The 15739-nt window shown below is 64.6% G+C and carries 15 protein-coding genes and 1 riboswitch; of the genes, 5 read left to right on the top strand and 10 right to left on the bottom strand.

The window, feature by feature from the left end; translation table 11 throughout:
- Nucleotides 1-13 precede the first annotated feature (13 nt).
- From OOJ09_RS01775 to dhaL, 4 genes are all read left to right on the top strand, one after another.
- Nucleotides 14-1231, top strand: coding sequence for an MFS transporter (locus tag OOJ09_RS01775; RefSeq protein ID WP_269903542.1), 1218 nt, complete (start codon nucleotides 14-16; stop codon nucleotides 1229-1231).
- Nucleotides 1232-1291: 60 nt separating this feature from the next.
- A riboswitch (FMN riboswitch) is annotated at nucleotides 1292-1481 on the top strand.
- Nucleotides 1482-1558: 77 nt separating this feature from the next.
- Nucleotides 1559-2032: a 6,7-dimethyl-8-ribityllumazine synthase gene (locus tag OOJ09_RS01770; protein WP_269903541.1), complete on the top strand. Its 474-nt coding sequence runs from the start codon at nucleotides 1559-1561 to the stop codon at nucleotides 2030-2032.
- Nucleotides 2033-2100: 68 nt separating this feature from the next.
- Nucleotides 2101-3114, top strand: a complete 1014-nt coding sequence (locus OOJ09_RS01765; protein WP_269903540.1) for a dihydroxyacetone kinase subunit DhaK — start codon at nucleotides 2101-2103, stop codon at nucleotides 3112-3114.
- 15 nt (nucleotides 3115-3129) lie between these two features.
- Nucleotides 3130-3765 carry a dihydroxyacetone kinase subunit DhaL gene (gene dhaL, locus OOJ09_RS01760; RefSeq protein ID WP_269903539.1) on the top strand — a complete coding sequence of 212 codons (636 nt, stop codon included), beginning with the start codon at nucleotides 3130-3132 and terminating at the stop codon, nucleotides 3763-3765.
- On the opposite strand, the gene OOJ09_RS01755 is transcribed toward dhaL, so the two are convergent.
- The 3 genes from OOJ09_RS01755 to OOJ09_RS01745 are packed head-to-tail and all read right to left on the bottom strand — an operon-like array spanning nucleotide 3762 to nucleotide 5777.
- Nucleotides 3762-4202: an RpiB/LacA/LacB family sugar-phosphate isomerase gene (locus tag OOJ09_RS01755; protein WP_269903538.1), complete on the bottom strand. Its 441-nt coding sequence runs from the start codon at nucleotides 4200-4202 to the stop codon at nucleotides 3762-3764. The two genes, dhaL and OOJ09_RS01755, sit on opposite strands and share 4 nt — an antisense overlap.
- Nucleotides 4203-4241: 39 nt before the next feature.
- Nucleotides 4242-5000: a triose-phosphate isomerase gene (locus OOJ09_RS01750; protein WP_269903537.1), complete on the bottom strand. Its 759-nt coding sequence runs from the start codon at nucleotides 4998-5000 to the stop codon at nucleotides 4242-4244.
- Nucleotides 5001-5009: 9 nt separating this feature from the next.
- Nucleotides 5010-5777, bottom strand: a complete 768-nt coding sequence (locus OOJ09_RS01745) for a DeoR/GlpR family DNA-binding transcription regulator (protein WP_269903536.1) — start codon at nucleotides 5775-5777, stop codon at nucleotides 5010-5012.
- Nucleotides 5778-6047: 270 nt separating this feature from the next.
- Here OOJ09_RS01745 and fba point away from each other — a divergent pair, with 270 nt between their 5' ends.
- Complete coding sequence (fba, locus tag OOJ09_RS01740; RefSeq protein ID WP_269903535.1) at nucleotides 6048-7112, top strand: class II fructose-bisphosphate aldolase; 1065 nt, start codon at nucleotides 6048-6050, stop codon at nucleotides 7110-7112.
- Between the two features lie 169 nt (nucleotides 7113-7281).
- Here the strand turns inward: fba and OOJ09_RS01735 are convergent, their stop codons facing one another.
- From OOJ09_RS01735 to OOJ09_RS01705, 7 genes are read right to left on the bottom strand one after another with little or no spacing between them, the layout of a single operon-like run.
- Complete coding sequence (locus tag OOJ09_RS01735; RefSeq protein ID WP_269903534.1) at nucleotides 7282-8223, bottom strand: sugar phosphate isomerase/epimerase family protein; 942 nt, start codon at nucleotides 8221-8223, stop codon at nucleotides 7282-7284.
- Nucleotides 8224-8274: 51 nt separating this feature from the next.
- Nucleotides 8275-9360: a class II aldolase/adducin family protein gene (locus OOJ09_RS01730; RefSeq protein ID WP_269903533.1), complete on the bottom strand. Its 1086-nt coding sequence runs from the start codon at nucleotides 9358-9360 to the stop codon at nucleotides 8275-8277.
- A complete protein-coding gene (locus tag OOJ09_RS01725; RefSeq protein ID WP_269903532.1) occupies nucleotides 9330-10847 on the bottom strand; it encodes a glycerol-3-phosphate dehydrogenase in 1518 nt (505 codons plus the stop codon). Before OOJ09_RS01725 ends, OOJ09_RS01730 begins: the two co-directional genes overlap by 31 nt.
- Nucleotides 10848-10893: 46 nt before the next feature.
- The gene (locus OOJ09_RS01720) at nucleotides 10894-11934 is read right to left on the bottom strand and encodes a 2-hydroxyacid dehydrogenase (RefSeq protein ID WP_269903531.1); all 1041 of its coding nucleotides are present in this window, start codon (nucleotides 11932-11934) and stop codon (nucleotides 10894-10896) included.
- Between the two features lie 10 nt (nucleotides 11935-11944).
- A complete protein-coding gene (locus OOJ09_RS01715; RefSeq protein WP_269903530.1) occupies nucleotides 11945-13498 on the bottom strand; it encodes an FGGY-family carbohydrate kinase in 1554 nt (517 codons plus the stop codon).
- A complete protein-coding gene (locus OOJ09_RS01710) occupies nucleotides 13498-14622 on the bottom strand; it encodes an ABC transporter ATP-binding protein (protein WP_269903529.1) in 1125 nt (374 codons plus the stop codon). Before OOJ09_RS01710 ends, OOJ09_RS01715 begins: the two co-directional genes overlap by 1 nt.
- Nucleotides 14619-15737, bottom strand: a complete 1119-nt coding sequence (locus tag OOJ09_RS01705; RefSeq protein ID WP_269903528.1) for an ABC transporter ATP-binding protein — start codon at nucleotides 15735-15737, stop codon at nucleotides 14619-14621. The genes OOJ09_RS01710 and OOJ09_RS01705 overlap by 4 nt, the downstream gene beginning before the upstream one ends.
- Nucleotides 15738-15739: the final 2 nt, after the last annotated feature.

Genomic DNA, 15739 nt, shown 5'->3' with positions numbered 1-15739 from the left:
CCATTATGGTCATATGTCGAACAGTGATCAAGCAGCAACGTTGGCCGCGAACGCCAGGGCGCCCATCCCGGCTCTCGCCTATCTGCTGACCGGATGCATCGCCGTGATCGGCTCGAACTCGCTCGTCCTTGGCCCGATAGCGCCAGCCGTTGCCTCGTCGTTCGCGACAAGCGTGCCGGTCGTCATGATCGCCTCCGCCGTGTTCGGCCTCGGAACCTCCGCAAGCGCCCTGTTCCTGGCGCGCCACATCGACCGGATCGGCGCACGCCGGATGCTGCAGGGCGCCTTGCTGCTGCTGGCGGTCGCACTCGTCGCAAGTGCCGCGGCACCGACGGTGATGATGCTTGTCGCGGCGCAGCTGCTCGCCGGCATCGCCGCCGGTATTGCCATGCCGGCGATCTATGCCAGTTCCGCGGCGATCGCACCACCGGGCCGCGAAAGCGGCACCATCGGCGTCGTGCTGACCGGCTGGACCTTGAGCATGGTCGCCGGTGTTTCGCTGTCGGCCGTGCTTGCCGATCTCGTGCATTGGCGTGCCGTTTTCGCGACCGTCGCGCTCCTCGCAACCTTGGCGTTGGCCGGTCTCACGCTGTCATCACTCAGCGACATCAGGAAGAGCGGCCCCGCACCGACGCCGCTGGCCGCGCTCAGCATTCCCGGCATCGTGCCGCTGCTCATCGCCTGCGCCGCCTTCATGACCGCCTTCTACGGTGTCTATGGCTATCTCGGCGATCACCTTCACAGTGGATTGGGGAGGCCAGTGAGCGCCAACGGGTGGGCCGCGCTCGCCTATGGCGTCGGTTTCGGCACGGCTGCTCTCCTCGACGGCGTGATCGATCGGCTGGGCGCGCGGCGCGTCATGCCGTTCGCCTATCTTCTGGTCGCCGCCGTCTATGTCGCGCTCGCCGCGACCAGCGACAGCTTCGGCCCGACCATAGCCATGGTGGCCGTCTGGGGCCTTGCCAACCATTTCGGACTGAACGTCCTGGTGACGCGCCTGTCGGCGCTTGATCCGTCGCGGCGCGGTACGATCATGGGCTTGAACAGCGCGGTGACCTATCTGGCGGTCTTTGTCGGCACCACCGCCTTCGGACCGCTCTATTCGACCTTCGGTTTTGCGACCTGCGCGGCGGTGGCGGCATTGCTGATGCTGGTTGCCGCATCGGCGGCGGCATGGCGCACGCGAAAGAGTGAATCACCGTTTCACGGAGTTCCAGTCGACGGAACGTGATTGGCCACCGGCCTTTCGTCCGGTTGACAGCAGCGCCCTGCCCTTCCATACAAACGGCGTTAATGTTCTCAGGGCGGGGTGAAAGTCCCCACCGGCGGTAAGGACACAAGTGCGCACGAAAACCGATACCGGTTTTCGGGTCATGCTGTAGGTCCAAGCCCGCGAGCGCTTTCCGGCACAAGCGGAAAGGTCAGCAGATCCGGTGTGATTCCGGAGCCGACGGTTACAGTCCGGATGGAAGAGAACGAAACGAAAGACGGCCCGCCTTGGTGGGCCGCATTTCGTGTCGTGCGTCCTGATTCTGGTTCGAAACGGAAGGATGGACCCATGAATCAGCATTCCCATAAAGACTATGAGACAATCCGCATCGCCGTTATTCGCGCGCGCTGGCACGCCGATATCGTCGATCAGTGCGTGCAAGCCTTCGAGGCGGAGCTTTCCGCGCTCGCGGAGAAGCGTTTTGCCGTCGATGTCTTCGACGTGCCGGGCGCCTACGAGATTCCGCTGCACGCCAAGACCCTGGCGCAGACCGGCCGCTATGCGGCAATCCTCGGCGCGGCCTTCGTCGTCAATGGCGGAATCTACCGGCACGAGTTCGTCGCCAGCGCGGTGATCGACGGCATGATGAACGTGCAGCTGTCGACCGGCGTGCCGGTGCTTTCGGCGGTGCTGACGCCACACAATTACCACGACAGCGCCGAGCATCACCGCTTCTTCCTCGAGCACTTCACCGTCAAGGGCAAGGAGGCGGCCAAGGCCTGCGTGGAAATTCTCGCCGCGCGGGAAAAGATCGCGGCTTGAAGCACCGATGCCGGGTGGAAATCCCGGTAACAGCCTGTAGTATCTCGGAAAATACCGAGTTTGGGAGGATGCCGGTGCAGACCAAGAAGATCATCAATGACGGCAACCGCGCCGTCGACGAGATGCTCGAAGGGATCCTGGCCGCGCATCCTCGCCATCTCAAGAGCGCGGACGGCAGCCCGCGCTCGATCATCGCCCGCGACGGGCCGCGGCCCGGCAAGGTCGGGCTCGTCATCGGCGGCGGCTCCGGCCATGAGCCGACTTTCCTTGGCTTTGTCGGCAAGGGACTGGCGGACGCGGCGGCAATCGGCAATGTCTTCGCCTCGCCGCCGCCCGATCCGATCCTCGAATGCGCCAAGGCGGTCAGCGGCGGTGCCGGCGTGTTGTTCATGTACGGAAACTATGCCGGCGACGTGATGAATTTCGACATGGCGGCCGAGATGGCCGCGATGGACGACATCGAGGTGCGCACGGTGCTGACCACCGACGACGTCGCCTCGGCACCGCACGACCAGCGGCACAAGCGCCGCGGCGTCGCCGGCAATTTCTTCATTTTCAAGGCGGCCGGTGCCGCCTGCGACCGGATGCTCTCCTTAAACGAGGTCGAGCGTATCGCGCGCAAGGCCAACGACCACACCTTCACCATGGGCGTGGCGCTGTCGCCCTGCTCGCTGCCGCAGACGCGGCGGCCGAATTTCGAGATCGGCGCCGACGAAATGGAGATCGGCATGGGCATCCATGGCGAGCCCGGGATCGCGCGCGCCAAGCTCAAGACCGCCGACGAGATCACCGACGAGATGCTGGACAAGATTTTCGCCGAGATGGCGCCTTCGCGCGGCGACAAGGTCGCGGTGCTGGTCAATTCGCTCGGCTCGACGCCGCTGATGGAGCTCTACATCATGAACCGCCGGATCAGGCAGAGGCTCGACGCAATCGGTGTTTCCATCCACGCGACCTGGGTCGGCAATTACTGCACGTCGCTGGAAATGGCGGGCGCCTCGGTGACACTGATGCATCTCGACGGCGAGCTGCAGACCATGCTCGACCACCCCTGCGACTGCGCCATGTTCCGAGCCGGCTGACGAAAGAGCGATCCCGTGACAATCGACGCCGCTGACCTGAAAAGAATGTTCGACGCCATCGCGGTGGCGATAGAGGCCGACAAGGACCGGCTCTGCCAACTCGACGGCGTCATTGGCGACGCCGACCACGGCATTGCCATGGCGCTCGGCTTCGGCGCGGTGCGCGATGCGCTGGCCTCGCTTGACCTTGCGACGACCGAGCCGACGACGCTGCTCAACATGGCGGCGAAGTCGTTCCTCAACGCCGTCGGCGCTTCCTCGGGTCCGCTCTATGCGACGGCCTTCATGCGCGGCGCCGCCGCCGTCAAGGGCAAGGCGACACTGGCGGCCGGAGACGTGATCGCCATCGTTCAGGCGATGGCGCAAGGCATCAAGGATCGCGGCAAGGCCGAGATCGGCGAAAAGACGATGATCGATGCCTGGCTGCCAGCGGCCGAGGCGGCCGCCGCGGCCAATCTTGCCGGCAAGAACTTGGCTCAGAGCCTCGAAGCGGCCCTTGCCGCCGCCGAGCGCGGTGCGGAAGCGACCAAGGACATGATTGCCGCCAAGGGCCGCTCCTCGCGGCTCGGCGAGCGATCGCTCGGGCATATGGACCCGGGGGCGGCGTCTGCCGTCACCGTCATCGGCGCGATGACGGTGAGTCTGGGTTAAACCTTCGCCGCATCGAGCCTGTTGATCGCCTCGACATTGCCGGCCGACGGCCCCTTTTCGTCGAACTCGGAGGCAAGCCACGTGTCGACGATCGCCTTGGCCAGTTCCGGGCCAATGACGCGGGCGCCCATGGTGATGATCTGGGCGTTGTTGGATTTCGCCGCGCGTTCGGCCGAATAGGTGTCGTGGGTGAGCGCGGCGCGAATGCCGGGCACCTTGTTGGCCGAGATGGAAACGCCGATGCCGGTGCCGCAGAACAGGATGCCGCGATCGTTCTTGCCGTCGACGATCGTCTGGGCGAGGTTCTGCGACAGGTCGGCATAGTAGCCGGCCTGGCTGAGATCGCTGACGGTGATGCCCGACTTGGTGGCGAGATGCGCGGCGATGACATCGAGCAGCGGCTTGCCGGCGCTGTCGGCTCCAATGGCTATTTTCATGGTCGTGTCTTTCCTTGACTGAATGATATCTCGATTGGTTCAGATCGCCGCCGAGGCGCGACCGAGGATGTCGATGTAGCCTTCCGCTTGCCAGGCGGAGCGGCCGATGAACAAGCCGTCGATATTGGGTTGGCCGACCAGCTCGGCGGCATTGCCGGGATTGACGCTGCCGCCATAGAGCACCGGCGGTACGGCCGGCAGCAGACCGCCGGCTACCGTCTTGATCAGCCCCTGCTGTCTGTCGGCATAGTCGGAGCTGGCCGGAATGCCCTTGTCACCGATCGCCCAGACCGGCTCGTAGGCGAACAGGATCTTTGCTCCTTTCGCCTCGCCTTCGAGGAATTGCAGCGCACCCTGCACCTGCGCCGTCAGCACCGCATCGGCCTGCCCGCTCTCGCGCTCGGCAAGCGTCTCACCGACGCAGATCAGCGGTATCAATCCGTGCTTCACGGCCGAGGCGGTCTTGAGGCCGACGGTACGGTCGGTCTCGCCGAAGTGCTCGCGCCGTTCGCTGTGGCCGAGTTCGACCAGATCGAGCCCGCAGTCGCTCAGCATCACCGGCGAAATCTCGCCGGTCCAGGCGCCGGCATCGGCCCAATGCATGTTCTGGGCGCCGACCTTGATCCGCGTCAGCGACAGAGCGTGCTTGACCTCGCGGACCGCCGTGAAGGAGGGAATGACGAAAGGCTGTATGCGATCGTCGAAACCGGGGATGAATCCGGCCAAAATCTCGGCGAACGCCAGCGCCTCGGCCAGCGTCTTGTTCATCTTCCAGCTTGTACCGACCCAGTAAACCACGCGTACTCCCTAGTGTTTGTCGACCAAAGTCAGCGAGACACCGGCGGCATCCAGCGGCTCGCGCAGCGCCGGCTCAAGCTCACGACCGGTGAGGACCGCGTCGAACGCCTTGAGGTCGGTGAGGAAATGCAGGGCGGTGCGGCCGAACTTGCCGTGATCGACCAGCAGATATTTGCGGGCAGCGGCGGCCATCATCAGGCGTTTGGTCTGAACAACTTCCTGGTCCTGGTGGAAGGCGGAAGCGCCGTGGATGGCGGACGACGACAGGAAGGCGACATCGGCGCGCAGCGATTTCAGCGTGTCCTCGGCGAGCAGGCCGAAGAAGCCGTGGAATTTCTTGCTGTAGAGGCCGCCAAGCGCGATGAGGTTGATCCCTCCTACCCCGGACAGCTCCTCGATGACGGCCAGATTGTTGGTGATCACGGTCAGCGGGCGCAAATCCGAAAGACGGCCAGCAATGCCACCGGCCGTCGAGCCATCATCGATGATCACCGTCTGCCCGGGTTCGATCATCGCCACCGCTGCTGCCGCCAGGCGTTGCTTTTCCTCGGTCGCCTGCTTCTGCCGGTAGCGGAAATCGCTTTCGAAGAGACCACTGGGCTGGATCGAGGCACCGCCGCGCACCTTGCGCAGGAAGCCGCTCTCCTCAAGCTCGTCGAGGTCGCGGTGGACGGTCATCTTCGACACGCCGAAGCGCGACGCAAGGTCGTCGACGCTCGCTGTTCCGGCGTCCATCAGAAAATCCATGATGCCTTGCCGGCGGCTGTCGCTCTTCATTCCTCGGCTTCCTTGCGCGGCCGGGCAAGGCCTCACGTCGGCCCGCAATATAACATCAAATTTCTCATTTGTATCAAAGAATCTGTGATAATGTGCTATTCTCTTGAGATATTCGTTTCGTTTTCATGGCGGCGCTGTAACAAGAATTGCTATCGGGGTGCCCTCTGACGGTTGCGGTTGCGCGGAAATCCGGCCAGAAGCATCGGTGGGCTGAACGATGCGCGGACAGTCCGCAACCACAGGCTTTAACCAGATACGGGAGACTATTCGTTGGCTCGCATCACACTGAGACAATTGCTCGATCACGCCGCTGAATACGGCTATGGCGTGCCCGCCTTCAACATGAACAACATGGAACAGGGCCTTGCCATCATGGAGGCGGCGGAGGAGACCAAATCACCTGTCATCCTGCAGGCGAGCCGCGGCGCGCGCGCCTATGCCAATGACGTGGTGCTGGCCAAGCTGATCGACGCGCTGGTCGAAATCCATCCCGACATCCCGGTCTGCATGCATCTCGACCATGGCAACAACGAAGCCACCTGCGTCACCGCGATCCAGTACGGCTTCACCTCTGTCATGATGGACGGGTCGCTCAAGGAAGACGGCAAGACGCCGGCCGACTATGCCTACAATTCCGGTATCACCAAGCGCGTCGTCGACATGGCGCATTGGGGCGGCGTGTCGGTGGAAGGCGAGATCGGCGTGCTCGGCTCGCTCGAAATGGGCGGCGGCGAGCAGGAAGACGGTCACGGCGTCGAAGGCACCGTCAGCCACGACCAGTTGCTGACCGATCCCGTTCAGGCCGAACAGTTCGTGCGCGATACGCATGTCGATGCGCTGGCGGTGGCCATGGGCACCAGCCACGGTGCCTACAAATTCTCGCGCAAGCCGGACGGCGCGGTGCTGGCGATGAATGTCATCGAAGAGATCCACCGCCGCCTGCCGAACATGCATCTGGTCATGCACGGCTCGTCCTCGGTGCCGGAGGATCTGCAGGAGATCATCAACAAATATGGCGGCCAGATGAAGCCGACCTGGGGCGTGCCGGTGGAAGAGATCCAGCGCGGCATCAAGCATGGCGTGCGCAAGATCAACATCGACACCGACAACCGCATGGCGCTGACCGGCGCGATCCGCAAGGTGCTGACCGAGAACCCGAGCGAGTTCGACCCGCGCAAGTACCTGACGCCGGCGATGGCGGCGATGAGGAAGCTGTGCAAGGAACGCTTCGAGCAGTTCGGCACCGCCGGCAACGCGCCGAAGATCAAGCCGCTGCCGGTCTCGGAAATGGCCAAGCGCTACAAGTCGGGCAGCCTCGATCCGAAGTTCGGATAGAGCAGCGAACCGCTCTATCTCTTTGTTTTGACTCAATTCCCTGGGGGAAGCGCTGCGCGCTTTTCCCGGGAAAACCGCTTCGCACTTTTCCTGGAATTGCTCCGAGTCCGCCGGCTCGAAACCCGGCCGCGTTCATCGGGCAGGAGCCGCATCGGCTCCTGCCCGATCTTTATCCGGCCTTTGGCAGAAGACCCGACCTGCCGGTTTCGATGAAGGGCGCCCAGTAGTCGACCGACTCGCGGATCATGGCGACGACCTGGTGGTCGACCGGCTCGCGCTCGCGAAACGAGAGTTCGAGGCAAATCTCGTTATCGGTACCGCCGCCGCGCCGAACCGTCTCGAGAAACTTTTCAGGGGTGATGCGGCCATCCTTGTTGTAGGCGGCAATGAACGGCCAATGGCCGCCCTTGTTCATCGACGACTGCTTGATATGGATAATCGGCGACCGCCTGGGAAAGGCTTCGGCCCAGGCATAGGGGTTGATGTCATCCGGGTTGCTGGAGGTCACGTCGCCATGGTCGATGTCGACCATCATCTCGAGCGGGATCGCCATCCCGGCCGCGTCGATCGCATTCTGCAGCGCCCGGCAGTTGTCGATCGTGTGGCCGAATTCGCGGCCGACCGACATCGGCTCCCAGAACAGGTAGGTCAGACCGGAGGCCCTGGCGTGTTCGGCGACGTCGCGCCAGCATTCCAGCGCGATATCGAACAGCCGCGCGCGGCGCTCGGGGTCGTCATAGTCCCGGTGGGTGAAGATGGCGAATTGCGTGCCCATGCCTTTGGCGCCGAGTTCCGCCGAGATATCGGCAAAGGTCTTGAACCAGTCGACATAGTAGCGGCGCACGTCGGCGTCGGGATGGCCGAAATGGTTGAGGCGGCCATACGGGCCGGTCATGCCCGAGGTGATGCGCACGCCGGTACGATCCAGCGCGCCGCGGAACAGGCGCACGAACTTCGAGATCGTCGCTCCCGGCCAACAGGGATTGATGAACTCATGCGTGAGCTGCACGTCCCTGATGCCGATGTCGTAGGCAATGGTGTCGATCAGGTCGTCCGGCTCGGCGAAGCGGTTGACCAGCGGATTGGTGTTGAGGGATAGCGTAAACGCCAAGACCTCTCTCCCCTTCTCAGCGTTGCCGCAGGACCGTGGCGACGAATGCCGTCATTGCAGCGTCACCCCGGTGCGGTTGAGTTCCTGGCGATATTTTTCGGCGTCCCAGTTCAGGAGTTCGGCATTGTCCTTCGGGCTCAGATAATTGAGGCGCGCCGTACCATCGACGCGCGCGGCGACATCGGCCAGGCATCGCGCCATCGCTTCAGCGCCGGCGTTGGCGTCGCGGCGCATCAGGATGCCCTTGCCGGGAAACAGAATGGACATGGGAGCGACGGCGCTTCGGGCGACGACGGCCGCCGCGTTCTCGTGCGGACCGGCGATCGCCGATCCGACGCCAAGGAAGATCACATGATCCGGGTAGAGGCTGCCCGAAGCCGCGATCCGGCAACTGGCGAGATCGGTCGCAACGGCATGCGCGGCAGTCGATGCGGGAAGCCGATAGTCGCTGCCGATGGCAAGCCTGAGCAGCGCGTCGGTGTCGGGCGCCGAGGCCGGCCGTGGCGAGCGGGCGAGCAATCCGGTCACCCGCTGCAGCAGCAAAGCCGCTTCACCAACCGTGTCCGCCGCGACCACCAGCCCGTGATTGCCGAGAACGAGCACGTTGGTCGCAGGCTTCAGCCGTTGCGCGATCGCTTGCGCCAGCGGCAGGCCGGGCCTGCGATAGGGCACATACGCCCAATCAAGACCGCGCAGGCGCTCTTCCAGCAAGGCCTCCGCATTGGCCTGGACGGCAATCGAGATCGTCTCGACGCAATGGACATGGACGACGATCTTCTGCCGCATCAGCGCATGCACCGTCGTCTCGATCGAAGGCCGCAGCCGCCTAGGATTGAGTTCCTCCAGCGTGAACTGCCCGGCCTTCTCGGCGGCTTCGCTGCGATGCGCCAAAGCGTCGAGCAGCGGTTCCAGCGCGACCGGCACCATGATGTCGCCGGTCAGCGCGTTCATCAGCCAAGTGCCGGAAGCCTTGATCCACAACACGCCATCCTGCTTGATGGAGGTGTTGCCGCCGGCGCCCTGGACCAGCAGCGGATCGGCGCCGATGCTGGCGGAAAAGGAGCGCAACATCCGGAATTCCGTGGAGCCGGAATCGAAGCCCGCCATCAGCCCGCCCTCGCCAGCCGGCTTGCGCACCAGTCCTCGAAAGCCGACCTTTCCTCGGTGGAAAGATGCAGGCCGTGCTTGGTGCGCCGTTCGAGAATATCGGCTGATGTCATCGCCCATTCCTGTTCGAACAGGTAGCTGGCCTCGCGCTCGAAGAAATCCGTGCCGAAGCGTCGCCCCAGTTCGGCGAGCGATCTGGCGTTGCCGACCACAAGAAGTGTCCTGGTCCCGTACAGCCGGCCGTAGTGATCGATCAGCGATGCCGGCATCCATGGATACTCGCGCCCAAGGTCGCCGAGAAACCGGTCGAAATCGGCATTGGCGATGTCGCCGCCAGGCAGATGCGCCTTCGCTGTCCAGGGCTTGCCCATCCGGGGAAAGAACGGAGCGATCCTGTCCAGCGCATGTTCGGCCAGCTTGCGGAAGGTGGTGATCTTGCCACCGAACACGGAGAGCAGCGGCGCCGCTCCGGACGGCGCGTCGAGTTCGAAGATGTAGTCGCGGGTCACCGCGCTTGGGTTGTCGGCATTGTCGTCGTAGAGCGGCCTGACGCCGGAAAAGCTGTAGACGACATCGTCCCGCACGAGCCCGCGCTTGAAGTAGCGGTTGACCACCTTGATCAGGTAATCGATCTCGCTCGCGTCCGCCGCGACGTCCTCGGGCCTGCCATCATAGGGAATGTCGGTGGTGCCGATCAGCGCCAGATCGTTCTGGTAGGGATTGATGAAGATCACACGCTTGTCACTGTTCTGGACGAGATAGGCCTGGCGGCCTTCCCAGAATTTGGGCACGACGATGTGGCTGCCCTTGACCAGCCTGACGTTGCGCTTGGAGTTCTGGCCCGCCACGCGATTGATGATGTCGTTGACCCAGGGACCGGCTGCGTTGACCAGGGCGCGTGCCCGCACCGTCGTCCTGACGCCGGTTCGGACGTCGTGCGTTTCGACAGACCACAGCCCGTTTTCGCGGCGGGCGGCGGTGCAGGCGGTTCGGGTGAATATGCTGGCGCCACGCTCGCGCGCATCAAGCGCGTTGATGAGCACAAGGCGGGCATCATCGACCCAGCAGTCGGAATATTCGAAACCGCGCTTGAAGGCGTCCCTGATCGGCGCGCCCTCGGGCGCGGTGTGCAGGTTCAGCGTGCGGGTCGGCGGCAGCCGCTTGCGGCCGCCGAGATGATCGTAGAGGAACAGGCCGAGCCGGACCAGCCATGCCGGCCGGTCGTCCGGGCTGTGCGGCAGCACGAAGCGCATCGGCCAGATGATGTGCGGCGCCGATTCCAGCAGCACCTCGCGTTCGATCAGCGCCTCGCGCACCAGGCGGAATTCGTAATATTCGAGATAGCGCAGGCCACCATGGACGAGCTTGCCCGATCTGGAGCTGGTGCCCTCGGCCAGATCGTCCTTCTCGCACAGGATGACGGAAAGCCCGCGCCCGGCGGCGTCGCGTGCGATGCCCGCGCCGTTGATGCCGCCGCCGACGACAAAGAGGTCGACGATTTCAGAGCCGCCGTTCATCCTGCCGTGGCCTCGATGCCGAATTCGTGGGTCATGGCTGCCGCTTTCAGCACGGATTGACCGGAGGCAGGCCGGCGATATAGCGGCGCACCTCTTCGGCGGCCTGCTCGGCGGCATAGGTCACGGTGCGCACCGAGGCGCCGGCGATATGCGGCGTCAGCGTCACGTTGGGAAGCTGCAGCAAGGGCCATTCGGCGGGCACGGGCTCGACCGCGAAGGTCTCCAGCATGGCGCTGGCGATCTGTCCCGAAACAAGCGCCTCGTAGAGCGCGTCATAGTCGACCAGCGGTCCCCGCGCGGTGTTGATGAGAATTACCCCCGGCTTCATCCGCGCGATGGTGTCCTTGCCGATCATGCCACGCGTCTCCTCGGTCACCCGGGGATGCAGCGTGACCACATCGGAACGGGACAGGAGATCGTCCAGCGCGACGAGCTCGACGCCGGCATTGCGGTCGTCGGCGCTCAACTGCACATAAGGATCGCAAACGAGGACGTGGCAGCCGAAGGCGCGCAGCAGACGGACCACTTTCGTGCCGATATTGCCATAGCCGATGACGCCGACGGTCATTTCGCTGAGTTCGCGGCCGGTGCGGTCGGCCCGGTAGAGATCGCCGCGCCATTCTCCCCTGCGCAGCGCTTCGTGGCCGACCCGGATCAGCCGCGTCTCGGCAAGGATGGCGCCGATGGTGAACTCTGCCACGGCGGTCGCGTTACGGCCAGGCACATTGACCACGGTAATGCCGTGAGTCCTGGCCGCGCCCATGTCGATGTTGATCGGGCCGCCGCGCGATACCGCGACCAGCTTGAGCGCCGGCAGGCGCCGCATCATGCCATCCGACAGCGGAGCAAGCTGGGTGACGAGGATTTCGGCATCGCCGATGAAATCGACGATCTCGTCGGGGTGGCCGAAATACTCCTTGATCCTGTCGAGGCCGAGCGCCGCATTGCCGAATTCCATCGGCTCGTCGGGCCATGCCGTCTGCAGTGTGCGGATGTCGAGACCGCCGCTCGCGGCCTTCTCGATTTCGGCGCGAAACACATCCGGAAGCATGAAATGATCGCCAATGATCGCTATTTTCCTGGGCATACTCGACTTCTCAATTTGCCTTCGACGCAGCCATGGAGCGCCAGACCGGCCGCAGCGCCTCGTGCGCCAACATGTAGGATGGGGTCATCTTCTCGTAGATCGCGGCGAGGCTCCGGTCGCTTGGCTCCGCCTCGCCAAGCAGGGGCGTTACCCATTCGCCGACGCAATCGTCCATGGATGGGTATTGACCGACGCAGACCGCGGCGATCATCGCCGCACCCGCGGCACCGGCCTCCTCGCGCTCGCTCGTGCGAATGTCGGCGCCGACCGCTGCGCCAAGGATCTTGCGCAGCGCCGAGCTTCGGGCGGCGCCACCGGTCAAGCGAACTTCACGCGGCAGCGGCCCCATGGCGGCGTAGCAATCGCGCGCCGCGAAGGCCAGCCCCTCGAAGACGGCGCGGACGAGGTCGGCATAGCCGTGCCGCGAGGAAATGCCGACGAACCCCGCCCTGGCATTGGCATCGACGAACGGCCCGCGCTCACCGGCCTCGGACACGTAGGGCTGATAGAGCAGCGAAGCCGGCTGCGAGGCCGCTATCCACGCGTCGACCAGCGCGATCATCTCGCCATTGCTGCGGGTGATGCCTTGCGAGGCGAGAATTCCGGAGGCCAGCCCAAGCACCCAGTCGATGTTGAGCGTCGCCGCCATGTTCGACTGCATCTGCGCAAACACACCTGGCGCCGGCATCGCCATCGTGTAGCCGGTTGCCGCCTGGTTGAGCTGCACGTCGTCCGGGGTCTCGGCCAGCCGCATATGCATGCCGGTGGAGCCGATGATCGAGCAACCGGGCTTGCGCTTGCGATCCAGAAGGCCGGCGCCGAGCGCGGTGCAGACGACGTCGACATAACCAAGCACCACCGGAGTCCCGGCAAGCATCCCGGTGGCATCGGCCGCTGCCTGCGACAGGCCGGTGCTGTGCCTGGTGCCGTCGACGATCGGCGGCAGCAGATGCCTGAGATCGGCGACGCCGAGCACGTCGAGCACGTCATCGCAATAGTCCCGGGTGTGGAAATCACCGAAGGTGAAGGTTCCCTCCGATGGATCGGTTGCGCGTTCGCCGGTCAGTTTGAAATAGAGCCAGTCCTTGCAATGGAAGGCCGTCGCGGCCTTGGCCAGCATCGCAGGCATGTTGCGCTTCATGAACACAAACTGCGAGCCCTGCTGGCAGGCGGCAAGCCCGGTGCCTGTCCTTTCAAAGCGGAGCCGGTCCTCGGGCCGCGCGCGGATCTCCTCGACGACAGCGGCGGCGCGCGCGTCGAGCCAGAGCCAGCCTTTCGCCACCGGCTCGCCCTTGCCGTCGATCAGCCAGGTGCCGTCGCCTTGCCCGGTGACAGCGATCGCGACGGTTCGGTTGGCGAGGTCGGGCACCTTGTCGGCGAGCTGGCGCAAGGTCGCGGCGGCATCGCTCCATGTGCGCGCCAAATCCTGTTCGGCGCCACCGCCCGGCAGCGTCTCGTAGTGGTTCGGCAGCGCGGCGGCGGCAATCTGCCGGCCAGTGGTGTCGAAGGCGATCGACTTGATGACGGAGGTGCCGGCGTCGAGGCCGATCAGGATGTCCCGCATCACGCAAGCTCCATGCCGTGCGAGATGGCCTTGCCGCTCGCCTGGTCGAAGACGTGAAGGTTCTTCGGATCGATGCTGACATTGATAGGCGCACCCAGATCCAGACGGGTGCGATCATGTTCGACCAGAACCAGCGAGCCGCCGGCAAAGTCCGCAGCTATGTGGGTCTGGTCGCCAAGCCATTGATTGGCCGAGACCCTGGCCGGAACACCCTCCTTCGAGCGCCGCACCGCGTAGGGCCTGATGCCGATGACGACCCGTTCGCGGCTGAGCAGCTGGTCGCGAACCGGAGCGCTGAAAGCATCCTTGTCGTAGTCGAGCGACAGCCCATCCGGCAGCCGCAAATTAATGCGGCCGGCGGCCACGCCGACATAGGCCTCGAAGACGTTCATCGGCGGCTCGCCGACAAAGGTGCCGGTGAACAGGTTCGCGGGGCGCTCCTTGATCCTGTCTGATGTGTCGAACTGCTGCAGCACGCCGCCCTCCATCACCGCGATGCGGTCGGCAAGCGCATTGGCCTCGGTCTGGTCGTGGGTGACCAGGATCGCGGTCAGGCCGCGCTCCTTGATGAAGTGCTTGATGCGGCCGCGCAGCACGGCGCGCAGCTGCGGTTCGAGCTGACCCATCGGCTCGTCCAGCAGATGCAGGTCCGCCTCGCGGATCAGCGCCCGGCCGAGGCTGGCGCGTTGCTGCTGACCGCCGGAGATGGAGCTGGGGTAGCGCTCCAGTATATCCTCGATCTCGAGCAGCTTGGCGATGCTGGCGACCTTGGCATCGACCTCGCTCTTCGGCAACCTCGCTGCCTTGAGCGCGAACGCCATGTTCTCGCGCACGGTCAACGGCGGATAGAGCGAATAGCCCTCGAACGCCATCGCCACGTTGCGCCTGACCGGCGGCAAGGTGTGCACCTGGCGGCCGCCAACCGAGATCGCGCCCCGCGAGACCTCCTCGAAGCCCGCGATCATGCGCAGCGTCGAGGTCTTGCCGCAGCCAGACGAGCCGAGCAGCGCCACGATCTCGCCCTTGCCGATTTCCATCGTCAGGTCCTTGACGGCGTGAACGCCCCGGTCGATCGGGCCATAGAACTTGTCGACGCCGGAAATGGTAAGTGCGCTCGGGCTCATGCCGCTTCTCCGTTGCGCAAACTGACGACGTTCTTGGAACCGATACGCTCGCCGCTCGCGTGGTCGAACAGCAAGGCGCTCTTGCCGTCGACGGAGATGTGGGCCTTGCCCTCGCTGCGGCCCGGCGTTCCGGCCGGCCGCGAGACCAGGATTTCACGGCCGCGCACGGTGCGCACCAGCGTGACGATCTTTTCGTTGAGCGGCGTCTCGGCCTCGACCGTCACCGGAATGGCGCCGGGCGCGCCCTCCTCGACGAAGCTCAGCGCCTCCGGCCGCAGGCCGATCACGCAGTCGCGGCCAACCGCCGTCTCGTAGGCGCCGGCCAGATGGACCTGGACGTTGGACAGGCCGACATAAATCCCCCTACTATCCCGCGCGGGCTTGACGTCGAGCAGGTTGATGGTGGGGTCGCCGAACAGCCTTGCGATCTCAATATTGGCCGGCTCGCGATAGATCTGCTCGGGCGTGCCAAGCTGCCTGATAACGCCTTGCGACATCACCGCGATGCGGTCGCCGAGCGCCATGGCTTCCTTGTAGTCCTGGGTGACGTAGACGACGGTGGCGCCGCGATCGGCGAGCAGCCTCGGCAGTTCGAGGCGCATCTCGAAGCGCAGCTTGGCGTCGACATTGCGCAAGGGGTCGTCGAGCAGGAGAAGCGGCGGCGAGCCGACCAGCGCGCGGGCAAGTGCCGTGCGCTGCTTCTGGCCGTTGGAGAGCGCGCGCGGCTTGTGGCTGAGCACATGGGCGATCTTCAACAGCTTGGCGACGCTCTCGACGCCGGCCTTGATCGCGCCTTGCGATGATCGCTTGGCTTCCAGCGGCGTCGCGATGTTGTCGAACGCGGTCATATGCGGAAACAAGGCGAAATTCTGGAAAGCCATGCCGATGCCGCGGAACTCCGCGTCGACATCGGTCATGTCGTCACCGCCGATGAATATCTTTCCCTCATCCGGATCGATGACGCCGGCGACGAGCCTGAGCAGCACCGTCTTGCCGGCGCCGGACGGACCGAACAGGACGAGGGTCTCGCCATCGGCGACGGTCAGGGACAGATTGTCGAGAACGGTCTGGCTCTTGTAGCGCTTGACGATTTTTCTGAGTTCGAGGCTGGCCATTT

The organism is Mesorhizobium qingshengii (assembly GCF_027563465.1).
In the GTDB taxonomy this organism is placed as follows: domain Bacteria; phylum Pseudomonadota; class Alphaproteobacteria; order Rhizobiales; family Rhizobiaceae; genus Mesorhizobium; species Mesorhizobium qingshengii_A.
This window is presented reverse-complemented; position numbering and strand designations above follow the sequence as displayed.